This window comes from Bifidobacterium indicum (genome assembly GCF_036987015.1).
Taxonomy (GTDB): domain Bacteria; phylum Actinomycetota; class Actinomycetes; order Actinomycetales; family Bifidobacteriaceae; genus Bombiscardovia; species Bombiscardovia indica.
The window spans coordinates 84,549-104,985 of record NZ_BTXM01000005.1; the positions used below are offsets into that span (position 1 = coordinate 84,549).

General features: G+C 59.6%; 14 protein-coding genes. 7 read left to right on the top strand and 7 right to left on the bottom strand.

What is annotated here, in order from left to right:
• Window positions 1-36 precede the first annotated feature (36 nt).
• Together AACP59_RS08700 and AACP59_RS08705 are read left to right on the top strand one after the other, a co-directional pair.
• Window positions 37-1,770 (top strand): DUF4012 domain-containing protein, encoded by a 1,734-nt coding sequence (locus AACP59_RS08700; protein WP_339350869.1) that lies wholly within the window; start codon window positions 37-39, stop codon window positions 1,768-1,770.
• Between the two features lie 147 nt (window positions 1,771-1,917).
• A complete protein-coding gene (locus AACP59_RS08705) occupies window positions 1,918-3,126 on the top strand; it encodes an EpsG family protein (protein ID WP_297317276.1) in 1,209 nt (402 codons plus the stop codon).
• Here the strand turns inward: AACP59_RS08705 and AACP59_RS08710 are convergent, their stop codons facing one another.
• From AACP59_RS08710 to AACP59_RS08725, 4 genes are all read right to left on the bottom strand, one after another.
• A complete protein-coding gene (locus AACP59_RS08710) occupies window positions 3,127-4,533 on the bottom strand; it encodes a lipopolysaccharide biosynthesis protein (protein WP_339350871.1) in 1,407 nt (468 codons plus the stop codon).
• 61 nt (window positions 4,534-4,594) lie between these two features.
• Window positions 4,595-5,677: a polysaccharide pyruvyl transferase family protein gene (locus AACP59_RS08715; protein ID WP_297317278.1), complete on the bottom strand. Its 1,083-nt coding sequence runs from the start codon at window positions 5,675-5,677 to the stop codon at window positions 4,595-4,597.
• Between the two features lie 204 nt (window positions 5,678-5,881).
• Window positions 5,882-7,027: a glycosyltransferase gene (locus AACP59_RS08720; protein WP_339350873.1), complete on the bottom strand. Its 1,146-nt coding sequence runs from the start codon at window positions 7,025-7,027 to the stop codon at window positions 5,882-5,884.
• On the bottom strand, window positions 7,024-7,833 hold the full coding sequence (locus AACP59_RS08725; RefSeq protein ID WP_297317280.1) for a glycosyltransferase: 810 nt from the start codon (window positions 7,831-7,833) through the stop codon (window positions 7,024-7,026). The genes AACP59_RS08720 and AACP59_RS08725 overlap by 4 nt, the downstream gene beginning before the upstream one ends.
• A 615-nt stretch (window positions 7,834-8,448) precedes the next feature.
• On the opposite strand from AACP59_RS08725, the gene AACP59_RS08730 reads away from it, so the two are divergent.
• Window positions 8,449-10,119, top strand: coding sequence for a sugar transferase (locus AACP59_RS08730; protein ID WP_339350874.1), 1,671 nt, complete (start codon window positions 8,449-8,451; stop codon window positions 10,117-10,119).
• 20 nt (window positions 10,120-10,139) lie between these two features.
• On the opposite strand, the gene AACP59_RS08735 is transcribed toward AACP59_RS08730, so the two are convergent.
• Window positions 10,140-13,361, bottom strand: coding sequence for a cation-translocating P-type ATPase (locus AACP59_RS08735; protein WP_370466006.1), 3,222 nt, complete (start codon window positions 13,359-13,361; stop codon window positions 10,140-10,142).
• A gap of 250 nt (window positions 13,362-13,611) precedes the next feature.
• Between AACP59_RS08735 and AACP59_RS08740 the strand changes: the two genes are divergently transcribed.
• From AACP59_RS08740 to rlmB, 3 genes are all read left to right on the top strand, one after another.
• Window positions 13,612-14,256, top strand: a complete 645-nt coding sequence (locus AACP59_RS08740) for an NAD(P)H-binding protein (protein WP_339350875.1) — start codon at window positions 13,612-13,614, stop codon at window positions 14,254-14,256.
• Between the two features lie 104 nt (window positions 14,257-14,360).
• A complete protein-coding gene (locus AACP59_RS08745; RefSeq protein WP_339350877.1) occupies window positions 14,361-15,128 on the top strand; it encodes a carboxymuconolactone decarboxylase family protein in 768 nt (255 codons plus the stop codon).
• Between the two features lie 277 nt (window positions 15,129-15,405).
• Window positions 15,406-16,389 (top strand): 23S rRNA (guanosine(2251)-2'-O)-methyltransferase RlmB, encoded by a 984-nt coding sequence (gene rlmB / locus AACP59_RS08750; protein WP_339350879.1) that lies wholly within the window; start codon window positions 15,406-15,408, stop codon window positions 16,387-16,389.
• 89 nt (window positions 16,390-16,478) lie between these two features.
• On the opposite strand, the gene AACP59_RS08755 is transcribed toward rlmB, so the two are convergent.
• Both AACP59_RS08755 and AACP59_RS08760 read right to left on the bottom strand, forming a co-directional pair.
• Window positions 16,479-17,990: a DUF4032 domain-containing protein gene (locus AACP59_RS08755; protein WP_297317413.1), complete on the bottom strand. Its 1,512-nt coding sequence runs from the start codon at window positions 17,988-17,990 to the stop codon at window positions 16,479-16,481.
• Window positions 17,991-18,154: 164 nt separating this feature from the next.
• On the bottom strand, window positions 18,155-19,282 hold the full coding sequence (locus AACP59_RS08760; RefSeq protein WP_297317414.1) for an ABC transporter ATP-binding protein: 1,128 nt from the start codon (window positions 19,280-19,282) through the stop codon (window positions 18,155-18,157).
• A 315-nt stretch (window positions 19,283-19,597) separates the two neighbouring features.
• On the opposite strand from AACP59_RS08760, the gene AACP59_RS08765 reads away from it, so the two are divergent.
• On the top strand, window positions 19,598-20,437 hold an 840-nt coding region (locus AACP59_RS08765), incomplete at its 3' end, for an InlB B-repeat-containing protein (protein WP_339352940.1).

Genomic DNA, 20,437 nt, shown 5'->3' on the forward strand with positions numbered 1-20,437 from the left:
AGAACGCGCACACACAGGACACTGGTCACGATCCTGATGGTACTGCTCCTTCTTAGCGTGCTTGCCGGCATTGCCGCCTTCCAGCTCTTCCGCGACATTAAACAAATCAAGGACCACGAAGAACACACACTGTCCCTGATAAACTCCTTCCGGGACGATGGTGTCCTTAAGAAGGCGGACACCATGGATCAGACCATAGCCGAGGCTCAAAGCGAATCCTCGCAAGCCGAGAAAATAGTACATGGACCCCTGATAAGCATGATTGCACATTTGCCGGTCTATGGCAATGATGTCAAGGCGGTCCAGGGGATGGTCGATGCGGCCGATGGAATCACCCAGGAGACACTACCACAATTGAGCAGCATCACTCGGCAACTGTCGACGGCCTCTCTCAACACCCAAGACGGTCAGATAAATCTTAAACCCATCAGCCAGGCAAGTGCACAGTTCAACAAAACCAACACCGGCGTGCAAAATCGGTTACAGACGCTGAAGTCCCTTCCGCAACCAAAGATCGGATTCGTAAACGCCACCTACCAAGAAAGCATAGAAAAGCTCACCAAGGTCTCCGACAAGATCAACGAGCTCAATAATGGCATTCAGGTTCTCCCCCAGTTCATGGGTGAATCAGGAGAACGCACCTATATCATCGTGGCTCAGACCACCTCCGAGTCGCGCTCCGGCGGAGGTCTGATTGGCTCCATGGGCTCGATGACTGCTGTAAACGGCGAGATAACAGTCAACGACTTTCACCCCAACAGCGAGTTTATTCCCTTGGGAGGCGGCGCGGAAGCTGATGCCGAAAGCATCTTCTCCGGTCCCCTGAAAATGAGCTTCGATATTCGCGACCTGACGGCATATCCGGATTTCTCGCAGACCGCACAGACTGTCAACACCCGATGGCAACGGTCTCCTTATGCCGGACCCGTGGATGGTGTCATCATGATTGACCCTGTCTTCGTGCAGGAGATGCTGAAAATCGGCGGCCAGGTCAGGCTCTCCTCCGGAACGCTGCTCAACGGAGACAACGCAGCCGAGTACTTCTCCAACACGATATATAAGGAAATCCCTATCCTCCAACAGGATGCCGTCTTCGCCAGTGCCTCGCGAGATGCGCTGAACAATGTCCTTACGAATCTGGACATGGACAAGCTTATGAAACTGGCGAATCTCATCGCTCCCCTCGCCAAGGATAGACATCTTTACCTGTATACCTTCCATGAGGACGAGGCGGCACATTTCCAAGGCGCAGGATTGGCCAAGAATGCACCCGAGAGCGAGGAACGGCCTGAGGTCGGCATCTATCTGAACGAAAACAATCCATCGAAAATGGATTGGTACATACATCGCAAGACCACCATCACCCGTACCTCATGCTCATCCAGAGGTGCTCAGACTTATCATGTCAGCTTCTCCATGACCAATGAGATCTCCCAAAAGGATCTGAACGAAGCAGGTTGGTACATCCTCGGCGGCACACTACCCTTCACCCAGTCCGGTACAGCTCTTGAGCGAATCCTGATTTATGCCCCTGCCGGTGGGAGCATTTCGAATATCAAGGGAGGTGAATTCCAGCAGGCCACGTTGAATGGCAAGCCCCTTATGACCGGAGTCTCATCGATTCCGCCCAACGGTACCGTCACGCTCGAATTCGATGTTACGACATCGGATAAGGCCACCAGCGATCTCATGCTCGACCAGACCCCCATGGGAAGGACGGATCCGGGAATCACCAACAGTGCCGGCCTTTGTCCGGTGCAGAAGGGCTGACTTCATCAACCCCCCCCCCCGCCCATTGATGAGATCGCCCGCCGGCGCGGTACAAGGTAATGTATGTCATATGGAAGATTATTGAAACTTCTTCGTGATCAAGTGGACGCTAATTGACAAAACAAGAACCTGATAGGAAAGAACGTTATGACAATCTATTTTCTGCTTTTCATCTGGTTAATAGTTTGCTCAATCGTCTTTCTAAAACTCCCTGGACACGCACGAAGACTTGCAGAGTTCCTTTGCTCGGTCATTCCAGCGACAATGATTGCTGCGCTGAGATCGGTTGAAGTAGGAACAGACACCAAACAGTACGTCTATGCGGTCCTCCTCATCAAGAAACTGGGCTATGGGCAATACCACAGCAAGGGTATGTACTCGAACTATGAGCCCGGGTTCGTCATACTCCTGCGCCTATGCTCTCGGTTCGCCAACCCGGCTCGTATCCTCATCATCGTCTCATCCATCATCATCTGCGTCTTACCGTTCTTTGCCATCTACGCACTGACAGACCGGCCGGCCCTGGTGTACTGCGCCTACTTCATGACCACGCAGTACTTCACATCGTTGACGGCGATGCGGCAATGCATCGCCATTGCGATCATTTTCATAGCCATACTCGTATTCACCCGTACACAGAACATATGGGTCACCATGCTTCTGGTGGTCGTGGCAGCCATGTTCCATTTGACGGCCATCATCGTGATCCCTCTGTTCATGGTGGCCAGGATCAGACCAAAGACAAGAACCACAGTCGTGGTCATGCTGATATTCGCAGCTCTGATTGCGATAGTAGGTTCGATGCTTCCGACAATCATCGGCATGATACCGAAGTACCGGGGGTACGCCACCCATGGTCTTCACTTCCTGCAGCCCGGCAGACTGATGCCGGCCATTCAGATACTGTTCTTCGGCATATTCCTGGCCGACCTTCTCATCGTCGGCAATACGCGGGAAGATCCACATGCAGAAGCCGCCAGGCCCCGGATAATCCCTAAGGGCCCCAGAAGCATCATCAGCCGGCATGCCAAGCCGTCCTATTACGATGTGGAGGGGAGGCGGCAGACCGGCCTGCTCTGGAACCTGGCGACATACAGTTGTGCATGCGGCATACTGGTAGGCACCAGCGTTCTGTTCACCAATGTCCTGTACCGCCTGATGTATGAGCTTTTGCCCTTCCTGACCTTGGTCATCCCCACGCTGTTCATGACCAAACCGAAGACGACACCGCAAAAGATCATGCACGCTTTGTGCGCCCTGGCCCTGGTGCTCTTTTTCGTGGCTTTCCTGCTCGTACCGCAACGCTGGTTCGGAATCAACCCATACGCGCTGTACTCGGGAGCTCCACGGATCTAACTACCGCCGTCGGCCTCGCCGCAACAGATGTACCAAGATATCCTTTACCTGCCAGATCTGTACAGCAACGACAGCCAGGAGGCAGCCATAGGCAACCAGTTTGTATGGCGTTTGGTCCATGCAGATCGAGAATGACGATACCAGCAACAGTACGATGGTCATGACGGTTACGGTACGTGATGCATCGATAGTGACAAAACGCCGAGAGTCCAACAGCCGCATCAGCCAGACCAGGGCATTACCGAGCGCCGTGGCGATTCCGGCCCCAGGCAAGCCAATCAATTTCAGGAGGATCCAGGTCCCCGCTACGCAAACCAACGCACCAACCACCGTGGTGACGAACAGGTACTGGGTCTTCATACTGGCCGTGTAGACCGACCCGTAGAAAGTGTTCAGGGCACTGAAGTAGAAGGCCACCAGAAGGATAGGCACGAGGGTCCAGGCCTGGAAGAAGTCCTTCTGGAAGAGCAGGGTTGCGATCCACTTGGAGGAACAAATCAGCAGGATCGTGGTTATGGCCAAGCCGCACTGGTACACCTTGAAGACCGTGCTGAAGAATGCGTCACGTCCTTTCTCCCGGTACTCCTGGAAGGCGGAAAGATTCCATGCCTGCTGGAAAATGGAAGCGACCATATTCAAAATTCCCGGAATCCTGCTGGCGGCTGCGAATAGCCCTGAAGCGCCGATACCGATGAAACCGGTGATGAAGAACCTGTTGATGCTCTGACTGACCCACCAGAAGAGGGCATTGGGCACAAGGGGCAGGGAATAGGCGAAGAGGGAGAGGAGGCTCCTGGACAGATTAAATGTCCCAAAGCACTGATGACGCAATCCGCCCACCAGAAGATACCACAGGCATCCGGCCGTATTACCCAGGACCCAGGAGAGGAAGAACCCGACAACCCCCAGATGAAGAACGGCTATGGTAACCACGGCCGTCCCTATATTCACCAAAGACGACAGGATCGATGCGACCATCATGGTCCGCATCTTGTCAAGACCGCGGGCCACGACGGATAGGTAGTTGTGGATGGCCATGGTCGCATAAGCGGCGATGAACCAGACCTTGTAGGCCCCCAGACCGCCAAAGAAGCCCAGGTCCAGAAGAGGCAGGAGAAGAGCCACCAGGATACAACTGGCACCTGTGACGAGAAAACCAAAGCGTATGTACTGATTCGCCCGGCTCCGGTCGTCAATGGCATACCTCAGAACAGCGTCGGCAACGGAACCGGTCACTATGGGAAGAACAAGCGCGGTAACCGTGTTCAGCATATCGGTTATGCCGAATTCGACGGCTGTCAAGTAATACGTATAGAACGGTACCAGCAGGAATGATATGAGTTTTATCGCCACATTGCTTACGGTGAACGCGCCAACGTTCTTAATCAGTCTGCCATACTTAGACATAGCTTCCAAGCCACTCCATCCGCCTACGGCTGTTCGTCAGCACCGGCATGCATCCACGCCCTTACTCAGCAGCGAACTGCATCTTCCAATCATGTATTGCCTGGTCGGGAATGTGAATGCCGAAGGTCGTTTCCTGCTCGATGAAATCGTCCATGGAATCCTTCAAATCAGCACGCATGGCGATGGGAAGACCCGTGTCCTTTGCTATGTCGGCCGCACGGTTATCGATGGACACAATCCTGGAACGTATGCGGTGATTGAGGCAGTATATACCACAGTGCAGGCGGGTGCCGAAATAATCGATGTCCTTATGGGTGGCGACAAATTCCCTCAGCCCCGGCAGTCCGGTACGGATGAGCTCTATCCCTCCGATATGGGGCAGGAGCCTCAACCTGTCTTCATCCTGCGTTCCTTGGACCCACAGATACACGGTACGATAGTGCTTCTGCAGATTCCTGAGCATATAGCCGTCCATTGTCGGGTCGAAATTGTAATCCGTTATGGATGTCAATACATCAGTATGCTTCTTACGTGGGATGGATGCGCAGAACTGCTCGGTCAGATCCCACATCGTCACACAGGAGGTATTCAGGACATTGGTGATTCCGATGTCCTTCAGCGCCTTCTCCGTATGGCCATCTCGCACGGAATGGATATGGTCGCCAGCCAGCAGATTCCTGAGTATTCTTCGGGTCGGCGCATTGAATCCCGTTCCCTCAGCGGCATCGGCCAGTCCAACAGCCAGCAGCAACACAGAGTTCCGGTAGTAGTTCACATGCCCGGGCAGGGCTATCGAATGATGTCTGTTCATGTGCGTGTTCAAGGCATTGGTGCCGCAGAGTATCTTGAGCCTGCCCTGCACATCAGGACCGACATCAACCCGTCCCCCATGCACTGGAATTCGGCGGATATGCTCCAGGTTGAACAACCGCGAAAGCTGTTTGTTGGCATAGTGCATGATGATATCGTCGCCGGCGTTCCAGCTCAGCATTCCGGTATCCAGAAGAATCGGGTCTCCCCCATGCCCGCTACCCGTATCGCGTGGGGTGCTGCACTCGTACTTCAGATACACGGCGGATTGGCGCAGGTACTTCAGCCCTTTCTGCACGGTGGAAGCATATGTACTAGTACCGTCTCGACTCATTGTCCTACCCTCTCGCAAATACCGTAAACTCTTCTCGTCCATTCATTACCGCAACAACACCTGATTCGTACCGGGGCGCTTGGCATACCGGAAAGACAGCAAGATGCGGCTAACCCCAGGCAGTGGAAGGCGCCCGGAAACAAAACGACCTCGCAGTACAACGGCCTCGTATCGGAAGTAACAGGTTGTGGCACACCAGCAGCATCATTGCCCTCCCGCCTTGGTCGCCTTGTCTCCACTGGCAAGACGCAGGTAGTAATCCTGCATGTGTTTCGCTGTCTCCCGGACGTCAAACCCTGCAGCTTGTACCGCTTTCAGACCTGAGGCGCGGTTCGACAGGTCCCTGTCCCAGTCCTTGACGATCTCTTCCGCCCATCCACTTGCGGGACCGGTAATCGAACAATAATGCGCGGCTTGAGAGATGAAGACATCGGAGGGGACCGTCTCCGAAAAGATGCTTGGCAGACCATTGCATTGAGCCTCCACTCCCGTTAGAGGAAGCCCCTCGTAGAGGGAGGGAAGCAGGAAAACGTCAGAGGCGGAGTAGTACCATTCAGGATCCGCCGATACACCAACGAAACGTACGTTCTCCTCCAGATGGGACTGAGCCACACGGGCTTGGATATCGGCCTTGGTTTCACCCTCGCCGATCATAACCAGCACGACCGAGGGGACCAGCTTCTTTACCGCTTCGAGCACGTCAATCAAGTATGCATGGTTCTTCTCGGCCGCAAACCGCCCGACATGGCACAGAACCAAGGCTTGTTCATCAATATGCAGGTTCTGGCGGATTCGGATTCGAGTATCCATGTCGAATCGGAACCGCTGCACATCAATCGCGTTACGAACAATATGGAAGGGCCTATTACCGAAGTAGTACTCTCCCGCGCTGCCGGAGCAGGCCAGCAACTGAGTCGCATGCCGCCAGGACTGCTGGATCAGGGCTTTCCTTACATATCCTCTCACACTTCTGATATATGAACTCTCATGAGCATGGATAATCCTATTGGCGACACCCCACTTCTGCGCAGCCTGTAAGTAGAAGAGAGCTGTGGTGCCCATGTGTCCATGCACCAGAGAGAACTCTCGATGCTCGTTAAAGAACCGATCCAAGTCGTTGCGGTAATCGAAGAACCTGTCCTTGCGTTCCATGTAAGGAATGCGGTAAATCAGTCCCCCCAAGGAACGAATCTCATCATCAAAGAACTGATCATCCGAGTAATGCTCCAGGAAATCGAACTGCACCTGATCCCTATCGACATTGCGATACAGGCTCATGATGAAGTTCTCCAGGCCCCCCTGCTGCATCTTCGGCACGACCTGCAGAACTCGAACCCTTGCTCCGCTCATGCCTCGACCTCCTTACGCAGAACCTGCGTATAGATGATTCGCCGTATACGATTCGGCAGCAGGCAGATAATCATGTGGGGAAAAGTGGAGATGCAGAAGTCTGCAAAGCTCGAATAGCCACGTCTCCAAAGGCCATATTTGAACCTCCACATATCCGACAGGTACCTGAACCCCCCGCGCCTCACATAGAAATCCTCGCTCACCCGCATAGCCACCAACGGTTTGTCGATGTTCCCGACCCTGCCACCAATCCCGATGATCCTATTGAAGAGATCCCAATCCTCGAAATACGGGTAATCACCGTTGTAGTTTCCCGCCTTTTCAACAATGCTCTTCCTGAATACGACAGAAGGGTGCCTGAAGGGATTCCGACGTTTCGAGTACGCCCTGATTCCTGTCTGTGTCACGGGCAGATCCGTACGGGCAATGGGATGATGCATATCGCCGATGAACTCCGTGACCTGGGAACCTACCAGGTCCAAATGTTCCGAGTCCATCTTTCGCAGTTCAACCTCCATACGCTCGGGTGATGAGTAATCATCGGAGTCCATCCGTGCAATAATCTCATTCCGGCATCGAAGGACCCCTTGTGACAAGGCCTTACCAAGCCCGCAATTGTCTTTCAACGGCACTATGGTGAACATCCCTGGGTGCGCCTCCGCGTACTCCGATATAAGACCATGGAGGGCATCGGGAAGAGGACCATCTTCAACCAGCAGGATTTCTTCAGGCGGCCGGGTCTGGTCGATAATGCTGGCAAGCGCAAGCCGAAGGTTATCCGACTCCTCCTTCGCATAGACGCTCATGAGAACGCTGTATCGAGGCCTCCGCAGCATTGAGTCTTCGCTCCTTCCTTAGGTTCCGGCTTACGCGATAAACGAAAATTACATGGTCAATTTAACGCAACTAATATATTCTTTCAGGTCGTTCCCACTTCCAATTCAAAACTTGCACTTGGTCAATGGCATGGGCACCTGGTATCAACAGCCATGGCTCCTCTTCGTGCTTGATCCGAACCGACCTATCCAGGGTTCTTCCATCGCCGCCGGAAAATAGCGGAGCCGTCTTCGGCCTGATTCCACGCTGCTTATGGATTCCCGGTCTGCTCATCTGCGGGACCTGCCACCGTCATGTGGTGTCCGAACGGTTCACAAATCCCCGCGGACGGTGGTCGCATTGGTCCCGCAACCACAGTCAGAAATAGTGTGTTTTCAATGATTATTTGATGGCCACACCGCTCCCGGATGGCATTAAGTTCGCGAATTTCAAGACACTGCAACCATACGAGGGCCGCGTTCGCGACTTTGAAACTCAACGTACGTATGATAAATTATTTGCTATCAGTAATCGTCAAGGTTACATCGCAGTGACGTGAGAATGGAACGGTACTAGGAAGCGCCCTAAAGAGGAACTGAACGAGGATGGCCAGGAACAATGTTCACAGGACAGATAACTTTACCACAAGACGATCCTCGTTCGTCAGCCGCAGAGTGAGCAGCTACGGGATAGATGATTCTCCCGAGATGCGGTTCCAATCCAATTCGCCTGAAGCTGGCGTGGAAGAACCACCACTGCTTTTTATCAATTCGCCGTTCAGCCCGACGGACCAATCTCGCGCGCAAACCCACGATCGTTCTTTTGTGCCAACCTGGCGATACCTGTACATAACACTGCTGATTATTACCGATGTGTTCATCATGCTTGTCTCATTGGGAATCTGCTCTGTTCTCAATCCCTCTTCCCTGGGCTCATTGGAGTCCGAGATATCCCTCTGGCAATTCAGCATCCTCCAATGTGCCACTTGGCTACTCTGCCTATTGATCTGCGGCACCTATCACCGACATGTCATGTCGGAGGGATATGACATGTATACCAAAATCATCAACTCGGGTCTGCTGACCATAGTACTCACCAGTTGTGCCGTATATATGCTCGATTTGCACTTCCCCCGCACTTCGGTCATCGCGGCTCCTGCTCTGGCCTGTGCGCTCGATATAGTGGCGCGATGGCTCCTGCGGCGGTTACTTCATCGCTGTCGGTTACGTGGACTGTGCCGCTACGATGCCGTGATAGTCGGGTCCCCCGAGGGAATCGACGAAATGCTGGCGACACTGGGCAGCAGCCAGGCCAGCGGTTACCGGCCTATCGCAATATGCCCCATAGCACCGGATCCCAACGCACATGATGGAAGCATCATATCCGTTCCTTATCAGACTCATCCGTCACAACCGGAAGAGCCGAAAGTCATTGCTTTCAATTCGCATTTCCCCCGTACTGTCAAACTCCTCGGGGCACAGATCGTCATAATCGCCGATGTCATCACCCGCGACAGCAAGATCATGCACGCCTTGCCACTGGCTGTGGAATCACTCGGTGTCGAGTTCGCCCTTTCCATTACTGTCGCGGACATCGGCAGCCATCGCATCGACTTGGACCATTCCGGTTTCCAACCCATCATGGTGGCAAGCCTCCCGCAATACTCCACAACCACACGTTTCATCAAGAGAACCATGGACATCATCGGCTCTCTTGCGGCATTGATCGTCTCCGTGCCATTTGTCATACTGCCCGCGGCAATCGCCATCAAACACGAAGATCATGGGCCTGTGTTTTACAAGCAGAAGCGGATAGGGATGAACGGGGTTCCGTTCGACTGCTACAAACTACGTTCCATGTGCCTGGATGCCGAAAAGATGGATTCTCGGCTGGCTAAGCAACAAGGACAGGATCTGAATGCTCTTTTCAAGGTCAAGGAGGATCCGCGAGTGACCAAGGTCGGCAGGGTCATCCGTAAATACTCCATTGATGAATTCCCTCAGTTCTTCAATGTGCTGAAAGGCGATATGTCTCTGGTGGGCCCTCGTCCCCAGCGACAGTACGAGGTCGACACCTACGGCATTCTCTATTCCACACGGCTCCTGGTCAAGCCTGGCATTACCGGCCCTTGGCAGATATCAGGCCGTTCGGACCTGACCAGGGAAGAAGCCGAGCAGCTTGATGTCTCCTATATCCAACGATGGAGCATCACCGGAGATATCGCGATTCTGGCCAAGACCGTGGTGGCGGTTCTGAGTCACCGCGGCTCATACTGAACCCGCATGTGCACAGCCTTTCATCTCCGCAACCTGCGAACACCCCATATGACCAGCTTGCGCAGCTCCGAGGCGACCAGGACCAAGGCTGCCAGGCCGATGCACTCCAGCCAGGCCTGGGGCTGAAGGGGCACGGTACCGAAGGCCTCGCCCAGGAAGGGCAGGTAGATCACTGCCATCTGCAGGAGGATGGAGACGCCGATGGCGCCCCACAGCCAGGCATTGCTGAAGAGGCCGACGAAGGCGGACTTCCGGGACGAGCGCGAAGCCAAGGCGTTGAAAAGCTGGGCGAAGACCAGGATGGTAAAGCCCATGGTCCGGGCCTCCCGCATCTGGGCCTCATGGCCGATGGCCTGGAGGGAACGGTCGGTGAAGAGCCCCCCGCTCAGGTGCATGTCCATGCCGATCAGGGTGACCAGGGCCATGACCAGGCCGATGTAGATGATGTCGATCCACATGTCCCGATCGATCACCCGATCGATCACCCTGCGGGGCGGGCGGTCCATCAGGTCGTCGGTCTGGGGGTCCACGCCCATGGCCAGGGCCGGGGCCGCATCGGTCAGGAGGTTGATCCAGAGGAGCTGGGTGGCCAGGAGAGGGACGGTGACGCCCAGGCTGCCGGGCTGGGAGATGCCCAGAAGGCCGGCGAAGACCACGCCTCCGAAGACCGTGAAGACCTCACCCATGTTGGAGCTGAGCAGGTAGCGCAGGAACTTGCGGATGTTGTCGAAGATGCCGCGGCCCTCGCGCACGGCCTCGACGATGGTGGCGAAGTTGTCATCCGCCAGAATCATCTTGGCCGATTCCTTGGTCACCTCGGTTCCGGTGATCCCCATGGCCACGCCTATGTCGGCGGCCTTGACGGCCGGGGCATCGTTGACGCCGTCGCCGGTCATGGCCACGACCCGGCCCTGGGACTGAAGGGAGTCTACGATCTTGAGTTTGTGCTCTGGGGCCACACGCGCATAGACCGATACCTTGGAGGTGGTCTCCCTCAGCTGGTCCTGGTCCATGGCATCCAGCTGGTCGCCGGTGCAGGCGGGCTGACCGGGTTCGATGATACCCAGGTCACCGGCGATCCTGGCCGCGGTCAGAGGGTGGTCACCGGTAATCATGACGGTCCTGATGCCTGCCTTGTGGGCCTGTGCCACGGCTTGGCGAACCTCGGTACGGGGCGGGTCGATGATGCCGACCATGCCCGTCCAGATCAGACCTGATTCCAGGGACTCGCCCCTTTCCACCACTGCATCTGCCGATAGGGCGAGTGTGTCTGTCGGCTGGCCCTGGGCCTCGGTACGGACTCCGTCCACCGACCGGCCCGCATCCGGGTCAGCCAGGTCGGCCAGCTCTCGGATGGACAGGGGGCGGTAGGCCTGCCCGAGGGTACGGTAGGCATCACCGGAAAGGTGGCTGACCTGGGCCAGTATTCCCTCCCGGTCCCCGTCGGTCAGAGGGCGCACTCGGCCCTTCTGGAGTATCCGGTCACAACGCCCGAGCAGAACGTCGGGGGCACCCTTGCAGAAGAGCCGGGCACCCTGTGCATGGGGGGAGTCGCCGGACCCCTGCCTGGGCAGGGCCAGGACCGACATGAGCTTGCGCTCCGAAGTGAAGGGGATCTCGGCCAGACGGTCGTACCCGTTCGCCCGGGTGTCGGCCCCGACCTTGCGGGCGGCCACGATCAGAGAGACCTCGGTGGGGTCGCCGATGGGCCGCCATTGGTCGGCGGCAGCCGAGCCCAAGCCGGAACCCGAGCCGGAATCGTAACCTGAGCCCGAGCCGGATCGGGGACCTGAGCCCGAGCCGTGGTTGGCCCCGGACCAGTCACCAGCCTCCTGGCGCAGACCTCCATCGTTGGCGACGGACCCGACCATCAGGGTCTGCATGACCTCGTCGACCAGGGAGGGGTCCACATCCGTATCGGCCGACAGTCCCTGCGAGGCCACCCGGGTCATCGACCCTTCAGGATTGTACCCGGTGCCAGTGAGGCTGACCTGCCCGGAGGGGACCACGACCCGCTCCACGGTCATCTCGTTACGGGTCAGGGTACCGGTCTTGTCGGAGCAGATGACCGAGGCCGACCCCAGGGTCTCCACCGAGCTGAGCTTCTTGACGATGGCATGGTGCTTGGCCATGCGTTGCACACCCAGGGCCAGGACCACGGTCAGGATGGCGGTGAGCCCCTCGGGGACGGCCGCCACGGCCAGGGAGACCGCCATGAGGAGGGAGTCGATCAGGTCCTGGATGGTATGGAAGCCTTCCATGACGGCCAGGGCGGCCAGAACCAGGACGGCGATGGCACAGACAGCCAGGCCCAGGATCTTGGAAACCCGGGCCATCTCCTTCTGGAGGGGAGTGGGTTCCTCCTCGGTGTTGGCCAGCATACTGGCGATGCGGCCCACCTGGGTGCCCATGCCGGTGGAGGTCACGACCATCCGGCCCGTGCCCTGGGTCACTGCGGTGCCGTTGAAGGCCATGTTGGTCCGGTCACCCAGGGCGGTGGTCCCGCTCAGCCTGGCCGGTCGCTTGCTTACGGGCAGGGATTCGCCGGTCAGGGAGGCCTCGGCCACGCGTAGGCCGGCCGCGGTCAGGAGGCGGCCATCCGCACTGACCGTGTCACCCTCGGCCAGAATGACCACATCACCCGGAACGATCAGGCTGGTTTCCAGACTGACCACCTGCCCCCCACGCAGGACGGAGGCGTGGGGGGCCGTCATGCCGGCCAGGGCATCCACGGCACGTTCGGCCTTGGCCTCCTGGGCATAACCCAGACATGCGTTGAGAAGCAGGATGGCCACAATCACGATGGCATCGAAGGGGAGGGGCTCGCCCCCACCGGCCGAGGGGTGGGACCGCTCCACCACCCAGGCCACCAGGGATATGGCCGTGGCGGCCAGGAGGAGGTAGACCAGGGGGTCCTTGAACTGCTGGAGGAACTTGCGCCAGGCTGGCACCGGAGGGGCGCCGGCCAGCTCGTTGGGGCCGAACCTCCCCAGCCGCCGTGCGGCCTCGTCCTCATCCAGCCCGTGGGCCGGATCGACATTCAGGGCTTTGCAGACCTGATCCACCTCAAGCACCGAGGGATCATCCAGTCGGGCATCGAAATTCCCCGACCGGGCGGTCGCCGCCTGGTCGGCCGGGGCCACCGAGGCGGCCCCATCAGGGAAGGGATGCCCCTGTCCGGACGGAGTTCCGCCTGTTACGAGGGGTTGTGTCTGCTTGGAACCGCTGGTTGACCCAGTCATACCACTCTCCTGCTCATGCCACGGAGTAGTCAACGCTTCGGGGGCCTGTCGAACGAAGTCGGAAGGGGCCAAACCCGAAACGCTGCGTGGATATCTACCAAGTTGGTATCAGATATTACACAGATGCCCGCACAAGCTCCAGTTCCGACTCTCGCTTTGAGACGAATCCTTCACCTGCGCAGGCCCCTTGACTTCAAGCCCACTTCAAGGCGTATAGATGGAGTTCAGGAACACGCCATCGGGAGGCACCATGACAAATCTGCTGATACTGGGCGCCAATGGTCGTATAGCCCGCCTGGTCCGGAAGGATCTGCTGGCCGGCGAGGACGACACCCACCTGACCGAGTACCTGCGCAGCGCCGACCGACTTCCCGTCCTCGACCCATCCAGGGAGACCATCACCGAAGGGGACGTGAACGACTACCCCCATCTTCTCCAAGCGATGCAGGGCCAGACCATGGTCCTCGCCGATCTGGGTGGCCGATTCGAACCCATGGCCAAGAAGACGGTCCGGGCCATGGACCAGGCAGGGGTCAAGCGTCTGATCTGGATTACCGGACTCGGGCTCTACCATGAGGTGCCGGGCGAATTCGGCCGGTGGGTCGAGGAGTCCTGCGGTCATGAGGTCATGGAGGATACCCGCCGGGCGGCACGGATCATCGAGGATTCCGACCTGGACTACACAATCATCCGCGCCGCCTATATGGATGACCAGCCCGACAGGGACTACGAACTGACCGAGAAGGGTCAGCCGTACAGGGGGACGACCGTATCCCGGAATTCCATAGCGGACCTGATTGAAAAGATCCTGGCCTGCCCTGCCGAACACAGCCGCGCCAGCCTGGGGATATCCCGACCAGGCACAGACGGCGACAGGCCGGTCTGGGTGGGCTGACGGCATTCCGGGCACCCGAGTGCCCTGATAGGCAAGACCCGGGAGGGCCGGATATCGTTGATGTATCAGTGACGACGGCAGATATGAAAGAAGGAGAAACCATCATGGCAATCAAACAGACGGCTGGGCACGACCAGCTCGGCGACTTCGCACCCCTCTTCGCCCACTTCAACGACGATGTGCTCTTCGGCCAGGTCTGGTCCCGAGAGAAGGAGCTCTCGGCCCACGATCGCAGCATGATCACCTGCGCCGGGCTGATGGCCATGGGCCTCTTCCCCCAGCTCCAGAGCCACATGAACCTGGCCAGGCGCAACGGGGTCACACGATCCGAGATGGTGGAACTGATCACCCAGCTGGCCTTCTATGCCGGATGGCCCAAGGCCTGGAGCGCCTTCAACCTGGCCAAGGAGATCTTCGGCAACGAGGACACGGCGGCAGGCGAGGGCGGAACCCGGGCCGGAGACCAGACCAGCGATCTTCCCGACTCCGGCCCCTACCCCCTGGGCGACCCGGCCGATGGCCCCAACTTCACCGGTCATGCCTGGCTGCACCACCTGACCGAACCGGATGCGGAATGCTCGGCAGGCAACGTCACCTTCGCCCCCGGCTGCTTCAACCGCTGGCACACCCACCCCCATGGCCAGCTCCTCCTGGTTACGGCCGGCCTGGGTTGGGAACAGGAGGAGGGTCATGAACCCCGGCAGCTCAAGCCGGGCGATGTGGTCTTCTGCCCTGCGGGGGTCAGGCACTGGCACGGGGCGTCGAGGAACTCCTCCATGACCCACGTCGCCATCACCCCGGCCCAGAACGGCCAGTCCCCGGTCGAGTGGCTGGACTTCCCCGATTCCGAGCAGGTGGCAGCCCTGGGCTGATACCAAGACGCACAGAGTGACGGCAGACGTTCCTCCGGACTCTTCGGACGGGTCGTCATGGGGTCTGCCGGACCCGGGCAAATCCAAGGGACCATCCGCAAGAATCCCCGGAACCGCGCAGGCAGTCCTTCCGGGCCTCGCCACCGAGCCGCCATCACGAAAGCCTTCGATCGCATGGACAAGCATCTTCAATACCTGATCGCCCGGCAGACCTCTCAGGTCGGCCTGCTCTTCACGGCAGGCCGGTCGGTTCCAGCCTGCCCCTAGTATGGAAGACATGGCTATGAAGAAAGGCCCGACCAAGGGTTCGGGCGGCAAGCACCGCAACAAGCTCCGCGGCAGGGGGCCCACCCCCAAGGCCGAGGACCGCGTCTACCACAAGGCCTACAAGGCCAAGCTGGCGGCACGCCGCCGTCAGGCCGCCGACCCACGCCTGGCGGCACGCCGTCGTGCCGACCGGTTCACCTCGGACTCCGATGATCTGGTCATTGGCCGGAACGCCGTACTGGAGGCCCTGCGGGTGGGTGTGCCGGCCAGCCAGCTCTACCTGGCCGCCCGGATGGAGCACGACGACCGGACCAGGGAGATTGTCCGTCTGGCCGGGCAGGAGGGCCTGAACCTCCTCGAAGCCGACCGCCTGGAGATGAACCGCATAGCCCGGTCCGGCAACCATCAGGGCGTGGTGCTCAAGGTGCAGCCCTACCAGTACTCCTCCCTGCAGGAACTGGTCGACCGGGCCGAGAAGCACGCGGCCGCCCTGGACAAGGCCGAGGGGGCCGCGAAGGTCAATGCCCGCCCCCTCTTCATCGCCCTGGACGGGGTAACCGACCCGCAGAACCTGGGGGCCGTGATCCGTTCGGCGGCGGCCTTCGGAGCTTCCGGGGTCATCCTGCCCGAGCGGCGCAGCGCCTCGGTCACCGCAGCGGCCTGGAAGGTGTCGGCCGGAGCGGCCGCCCACCTGCCCGTGGCCAGGGTGGTCAACCTGACCAAGGCCATCCAGGGGCTCAAGGAGCGCGGCTACTATGCCGTGGGGCTGGACGGTGAGGGCCGGGCGATTGTGGGCGAGACAGGTTTCGAAACCGATCCCCTGATTGTGGTCCTGGGATCCGAGGGCAAGGGGCTGAGCCGCCTCGTCCGTGAGAGCTGCGATGCCCTGGCCTCCATCCCCATCTCCAGCTCGGTGGAATCCCTGAACGCCTCGGTGGCGGCCGGCATCAGTCTCTATGCCGTGTCCACAGCCCGGCGGAAGTCCGTCGAGTAGGCGGTCACCAGAACCATCCAGACCGCATTCAGCCGACCTCCGGGTGTCAGGCCCCGGGGTCGGCTGAATCGTTGATCAGCGAACGGTCGTCAGCTGGAAGCCCATACCGCGTCATCCTGATCGTCCTGGTCTGCGGCGGCCTCCAGACTCCCGGGGGCGAACCCGTGCCGGGAGGCTGGGGGATTCACGGTACCGGTCTGGCCAATCTCGGTCTGGCCGCCATCGCCACCCTGCTTCTTCCAGTGCATCTCATCATCGACGACACCGGAGTCGGCCTCCTCATTGATGGTCTTCATGTCTTCCGAGTCCAGCTTGTATTCGGGCAGGGATTCATTGATGTAGCTCTGCACGGCCTCCGCCATGGGCACATCATGCCCGGCCTTCTCCGCCAGAAGCCAGCGGTGGGTCAACACCTCGTGGAAGAACTGGGCCGGTTCTATCTGGCTGCGGTATTCGGCCGGAATCATCCGCACGGTGGGTTCGAAGACCTCACGCATCCAGTCGGTGGCCACAATCTCCAGGTCCTCGCCCTGCCGCCAGGTCGAGGCCCGGTAGGCATCCAGATCGTTCAGGAGCCGGCGGGCCTGGTTCTCCTGCACATCCAGGCCGGTCAGGCGCAGGAGCTTCCGGGAGGCGTACCCGGCATCGACCACCCTGGGCCGCACCAGTACACGGTTCCCGCCCTCCTCGGTCTTCATCTCCAGTTCGTCCACGTCGAAGCCCAGGTCGTTCAGCTTGTTGACCCTGCGTTCGATCTTCCACATCTCGTCCGGGTCGAAACTGTCCACGTCGGTCAGGGCACTCCACAGGGAGTGGTAACGGTCCACCAGGCGATTGCCCACGTCCACCTCGTCCACGTCGCCGGAGAGGAGGTTGCCCGAATTGAGATCCATCAGCTCGCCGATGATGTTGGTCCGGGCCAGGTCGATGTCGTATTCGCGCTGGCCATCGGTCAGGCTGGCATGGAGGTCGCCGGTCTCGGCGTCGACCAGGAAGGCCGAAAAGGCGTCGGCATCGCGCAGGAAGAGCACATTGGACAGTGACACGTCGCCCCAGTAGAAACCACCCAGGTGGAGCCTGACCAAGAGGACGGCCAGGGCGTCGATCAGGCGTTCGGCCGTATCGGGGCGGAGGTTGCGGGCAAAGAGCGCCCGGTAGGGCAGGGAGAATTTCAGGTGCTGGGTAACCAGCATGGCCTCCAGCGGCTGGCCGTCACGGGTGTGGCGCCCAGTGACCACGGCAATCGGATTGACCGTGGGCAGCTCCAGTTTCTGGAGCTTCCGGAGGAGCTCATACTCCCGCTCGGCCACCCGCTGGGTAATCTCCTTCATGGCATAGACATCGTCGCCCACATGCACGAAGCGGACCACGTGCCTGGAGATGCCCCGGGGCAGGTTGGCCAGGAGCTCCTGGGGCCAGGTCGCCAGCGGCTTCTCCCAGGGCAGGGTGAACATCTTCGGGTTGGAACTGGAGGCGGTGATGTGCAGGGCGGCGGGTTCCCGCTCGGGCAGGGCATCATCCGGTGCCTGGATGGATGTGGCCTTGACGGCTCTGGGGTCCAGGGAGGAGGCGGTGGCCCGGTTGAGATTCACACTGGTCATGCTTCACCAATCTAATCGTCGCCCTTCCCATACGGGAAGAGCCCCGCGCGAACCTCTCGCACAGGGCTCCTGGTCACCCGACCAATAGGAAAAGGAGAAGAAGGAAAGGAACCGTGTGGCCACATCCGATTCATTCGGACACGGCCACAAGGAACACGGTGGAATCAGTTCAGACGCAGCTCGGTGGCCGGGGAGAAGAGGTGCATCTTCGCTGGATCGATATGGATCTTCACCACATCGCCGACCTTGGGCAGGTCACGCGGGTTGACGCGGATCGTGGTCAGCTTGTTCTGGTCGGACATGACGGTGGTCTGTTCGGCTGCACTGTTGTCGGTCAGGATGTTGCCGTAGATGTATCCGTCGGAACCCAGATCCTCCACGTTGGCGACCTTCAGGGAGAAGGCATCCGGCTCGGCCGGACCGGCCAGGGTGGCATCTTCGGGACGGAAGCCCACGACGATTCTGCCCTCGTCCTCGGGGGTCAGCTTGTCGACCGCCTCGCGGGGCAGGCTGACGGTGTCCTCACCGATCTTGGCCTGGCCGTTGACCACCGGGTGGATGTTGATGTTCATCGAAGGCGAGCCGATGAAGCCCGCCACGAAGACGTTCTCGGGGCGGTCATACAGCTCGGTGGGGGCGCCGACCTGCTGCAGGACGCCCAGCTTGATGACGGCGATCCTGTCGCCCATGGTCAGAGCCTCGGTCTGATCGTGGGTGACGTACAGGGTGGTGACGTTCAGCTGACGCTGCAGGGCGGCGATCTGCGTACGGGTCTGCACACGGAGCTTGGCATCCAGGTTGGAGAGGGGCTCGTCCATCAGGAAGACCTTGGGCTGACGCACGATTGCACGACCCATGGCCACACGCTGACGCTGACCACCGGAGAGGGCCTTGGGCTTGCGGTCCAGGTACTCGGTGAGGTCAAGGACCTCAGCGGCCTTCTCGACCCGCTGACGGATCTCGTCCTTGGGGGTGCCGGCGATCTTCAGGGCGAAGCCCATGTTGTCGGCGACGGTCATGTGGGGGTAGAGGGCGTAGTTCTGGAAGACCATGGCGATGTCACGGTCCTTGGGCTGCATGGTCGTGACGTCCTTGTCGCCAATGAGGATGCGGCCCTTGTTGACCTCCTCCAGGCCGGCCAGCATGCGCAGGGTCGTGGACTTGCCGCAACCCGAGGGGCCAACCAGGACCAGGAACTCGCCGTCCTTAATATCAAGACTGAGGTCACTCACCGAGGGCTCGTCATTGCCCGGGTAGATACGAGTGACGTGGTCGAATACCACTTCTGCCATTGTTCATCCTTTCATCGGCAGGTACGTGCCGAACGATCCGTAGTGAAGGGTTGATTTTTCACTGTGGTTTCCGTCTTGGGACCAGGCCGACTTCGGCAGGGCCGTACAACGGTCTTCTGTTTTGCGGTTAAGAGAAACTCTCCCTTGAGCCAAGGCCCACTATACACCAGTAACCGGAACAGGCACCTTCCGGACCTGTAATCGATGTCCATCGGGGCCCAGACACGGGTATGCTACAATTCTGATAGCTTTTTGTTGAAGGGGCCATTCCTGGTTCCCATTCATTCCGTCATGGGGGTGACGGGGTTCGGGGACATGCGGGGCAGCATACGCGGGGAATGGCTGTTGGGGGAGGAGACCTGTTACCCATGCGCCACAGCATCACCACCGGTAAGCATACCGGTCGTTCGTTTATCGCCACTTTCGCTGTTCTGGCCGCCATGGGGTTGGGACTGGCTGGCGCGACAGGCAGCGCGAGGGCCGATCAGGCCACGGATCAGACCCAACAGTCCCAGCACGCTGAAATCAACGGGGGGGGGGGGTCGTCAGACCCCGACATTAGGTAAGGACCCGGCGCCATCGCCCACCACATCCGCACCATCCTCCGACGCGCCGGCGACAGCACCTGCCACCCCGCAGGGACTCGGGGCCGTGTCCTCTCCGCTGGCGACACCGGGCCCCTCGGCCGGAGTCTCCTCGCCCGCGACGCAGGCCCGTTCCGGTGGCGCGAACCCCCGCGCCGTCTTGCGTACGGTGCGATTCACGTCCGAGGCGGGGGCCGTGGGCATGCCGGCCGATCAGCGCGTGCCCGACGGCAGGCCGGCCGCCTGGCCGCATGACGATCCGTCGCGTCCGGGCTGGACCTTCGACGGCTGGTTCGACGGGGACGTCGCCTGGGACTTCACCCGGCCCGTGACGGGTGATGTGACGCTGACGGCCCGGTGGGGCCGGTGGTCGTCGGGTCCCGAGCGGGGCCCGTGGAAGGGCGGGACGGACGTGAGGACGCAGTCGCCCACGGACCCCGTCCGCTTCGCGCAGGTGTCCGGGGGTAATAACCATTCGCTGGGCCTGGGCAGCGACGGCGCCGCATACGCCTGGGGATACAACTACTACGGCCAGCTCGGCGACGGCACCACCAACCAGCGGAACACACCC

Excerpts from the sequence above, each read along its gene's own strand:
- AACP59_RS08745 (WP_339350877.1), top strand. The coding sequence starts at position 14,361 with ATGGCAATCAAACAGACGGCTGGGCACGACCAGCTCGGCGACTTCGCA.
- rlmB (WP_339350879.1), top strand. The coding sequence starts at position 15,406 with ATGGCTATGAAGAAAGGCCCGACCAAGGGTTCGGGCGGCAAGCACCGC.
- AACP59_RS08720 (WP_339350873.1), bottom strand. The coding sequence starts at position 7,027 with ATGAGCGGAGCAAGGGTTCGAGTTCTGCAGGTCGTGCCGAAGATGCAG.
- AACP59_RS08705 (WP_297317276.1), top strand. The coding sequence starts at position 1,918 with ATGACAATCTATTTTCTGCTTTTCATCTGGTTAATAGTTTGCTCAATC.
- AACP59_RS08760 (WP_297317414.1), bottom strand. The coding sequence starts at position 19,282 with ATGGCAGAAGTGGTATTCGACCACGTCACTCGTATCTACCCGGGCAAT.
- AACP59_RS08715 (WP_297317278.1), bottom strand. The coding sequence starts at position 5,677 with ATGAGTCGAGACGGTACTAGTACATATGCTTCCACCGTGCAGAAAGGG.
- AACP59_RS08755 (WP_297317413.1), bottom strand. The coding sequence starts at position 17,990 with ATGACCAGTGTGAATCTCAACCGGGCCACCGCCTCCTCCCTGGACCCC.
- AACP59_RS08735 (WP_370466006.1), bottom strand. The coding sequence starts at position 13,361 with ATGACTGGGTCAACCAGCGGTTCCAAGCAGACACAACCCCTCGTAACA.
- AACP59_RS08730 (WP_339350874.1), top strand. The coding sequence starts at position 8,449 with ATGGCCAGGAACAATGTTCACAGGACAGATAACTTTACCACAAGACGA.
- AACP59_RS08725 (WP_297317280.1), bottom strand. The coding sequence starts at position 7,833 with ATGAGCGTCTATGCGAAGGAGGAGTCGGATAACCTTCGGCTTGCGCTT.
- AACP59_RS08710 (WP_339350871.1), bottom strand. The coding sequence starts at position 4,533 with ATGTCTAAGTATGGCAGACTGATTAAGAACGTTGGCGCGTTCACCGTA.
- AACP59_RS08740 (WP_339350875.1), top strand. The coding sequence starts at position 13,612 with ATGACAAATCTGCTGATACTGGGCGCCAATGGTCGTATAGCCCGCCTG.
- AACP59_RS08700 (WP_339350869.1), top strand. The coding sequence starts at position 37 with ATGGTACTGCTCCTTCTTAGCGTGCTTGCCGGCATTGCCGCCTTCCAG.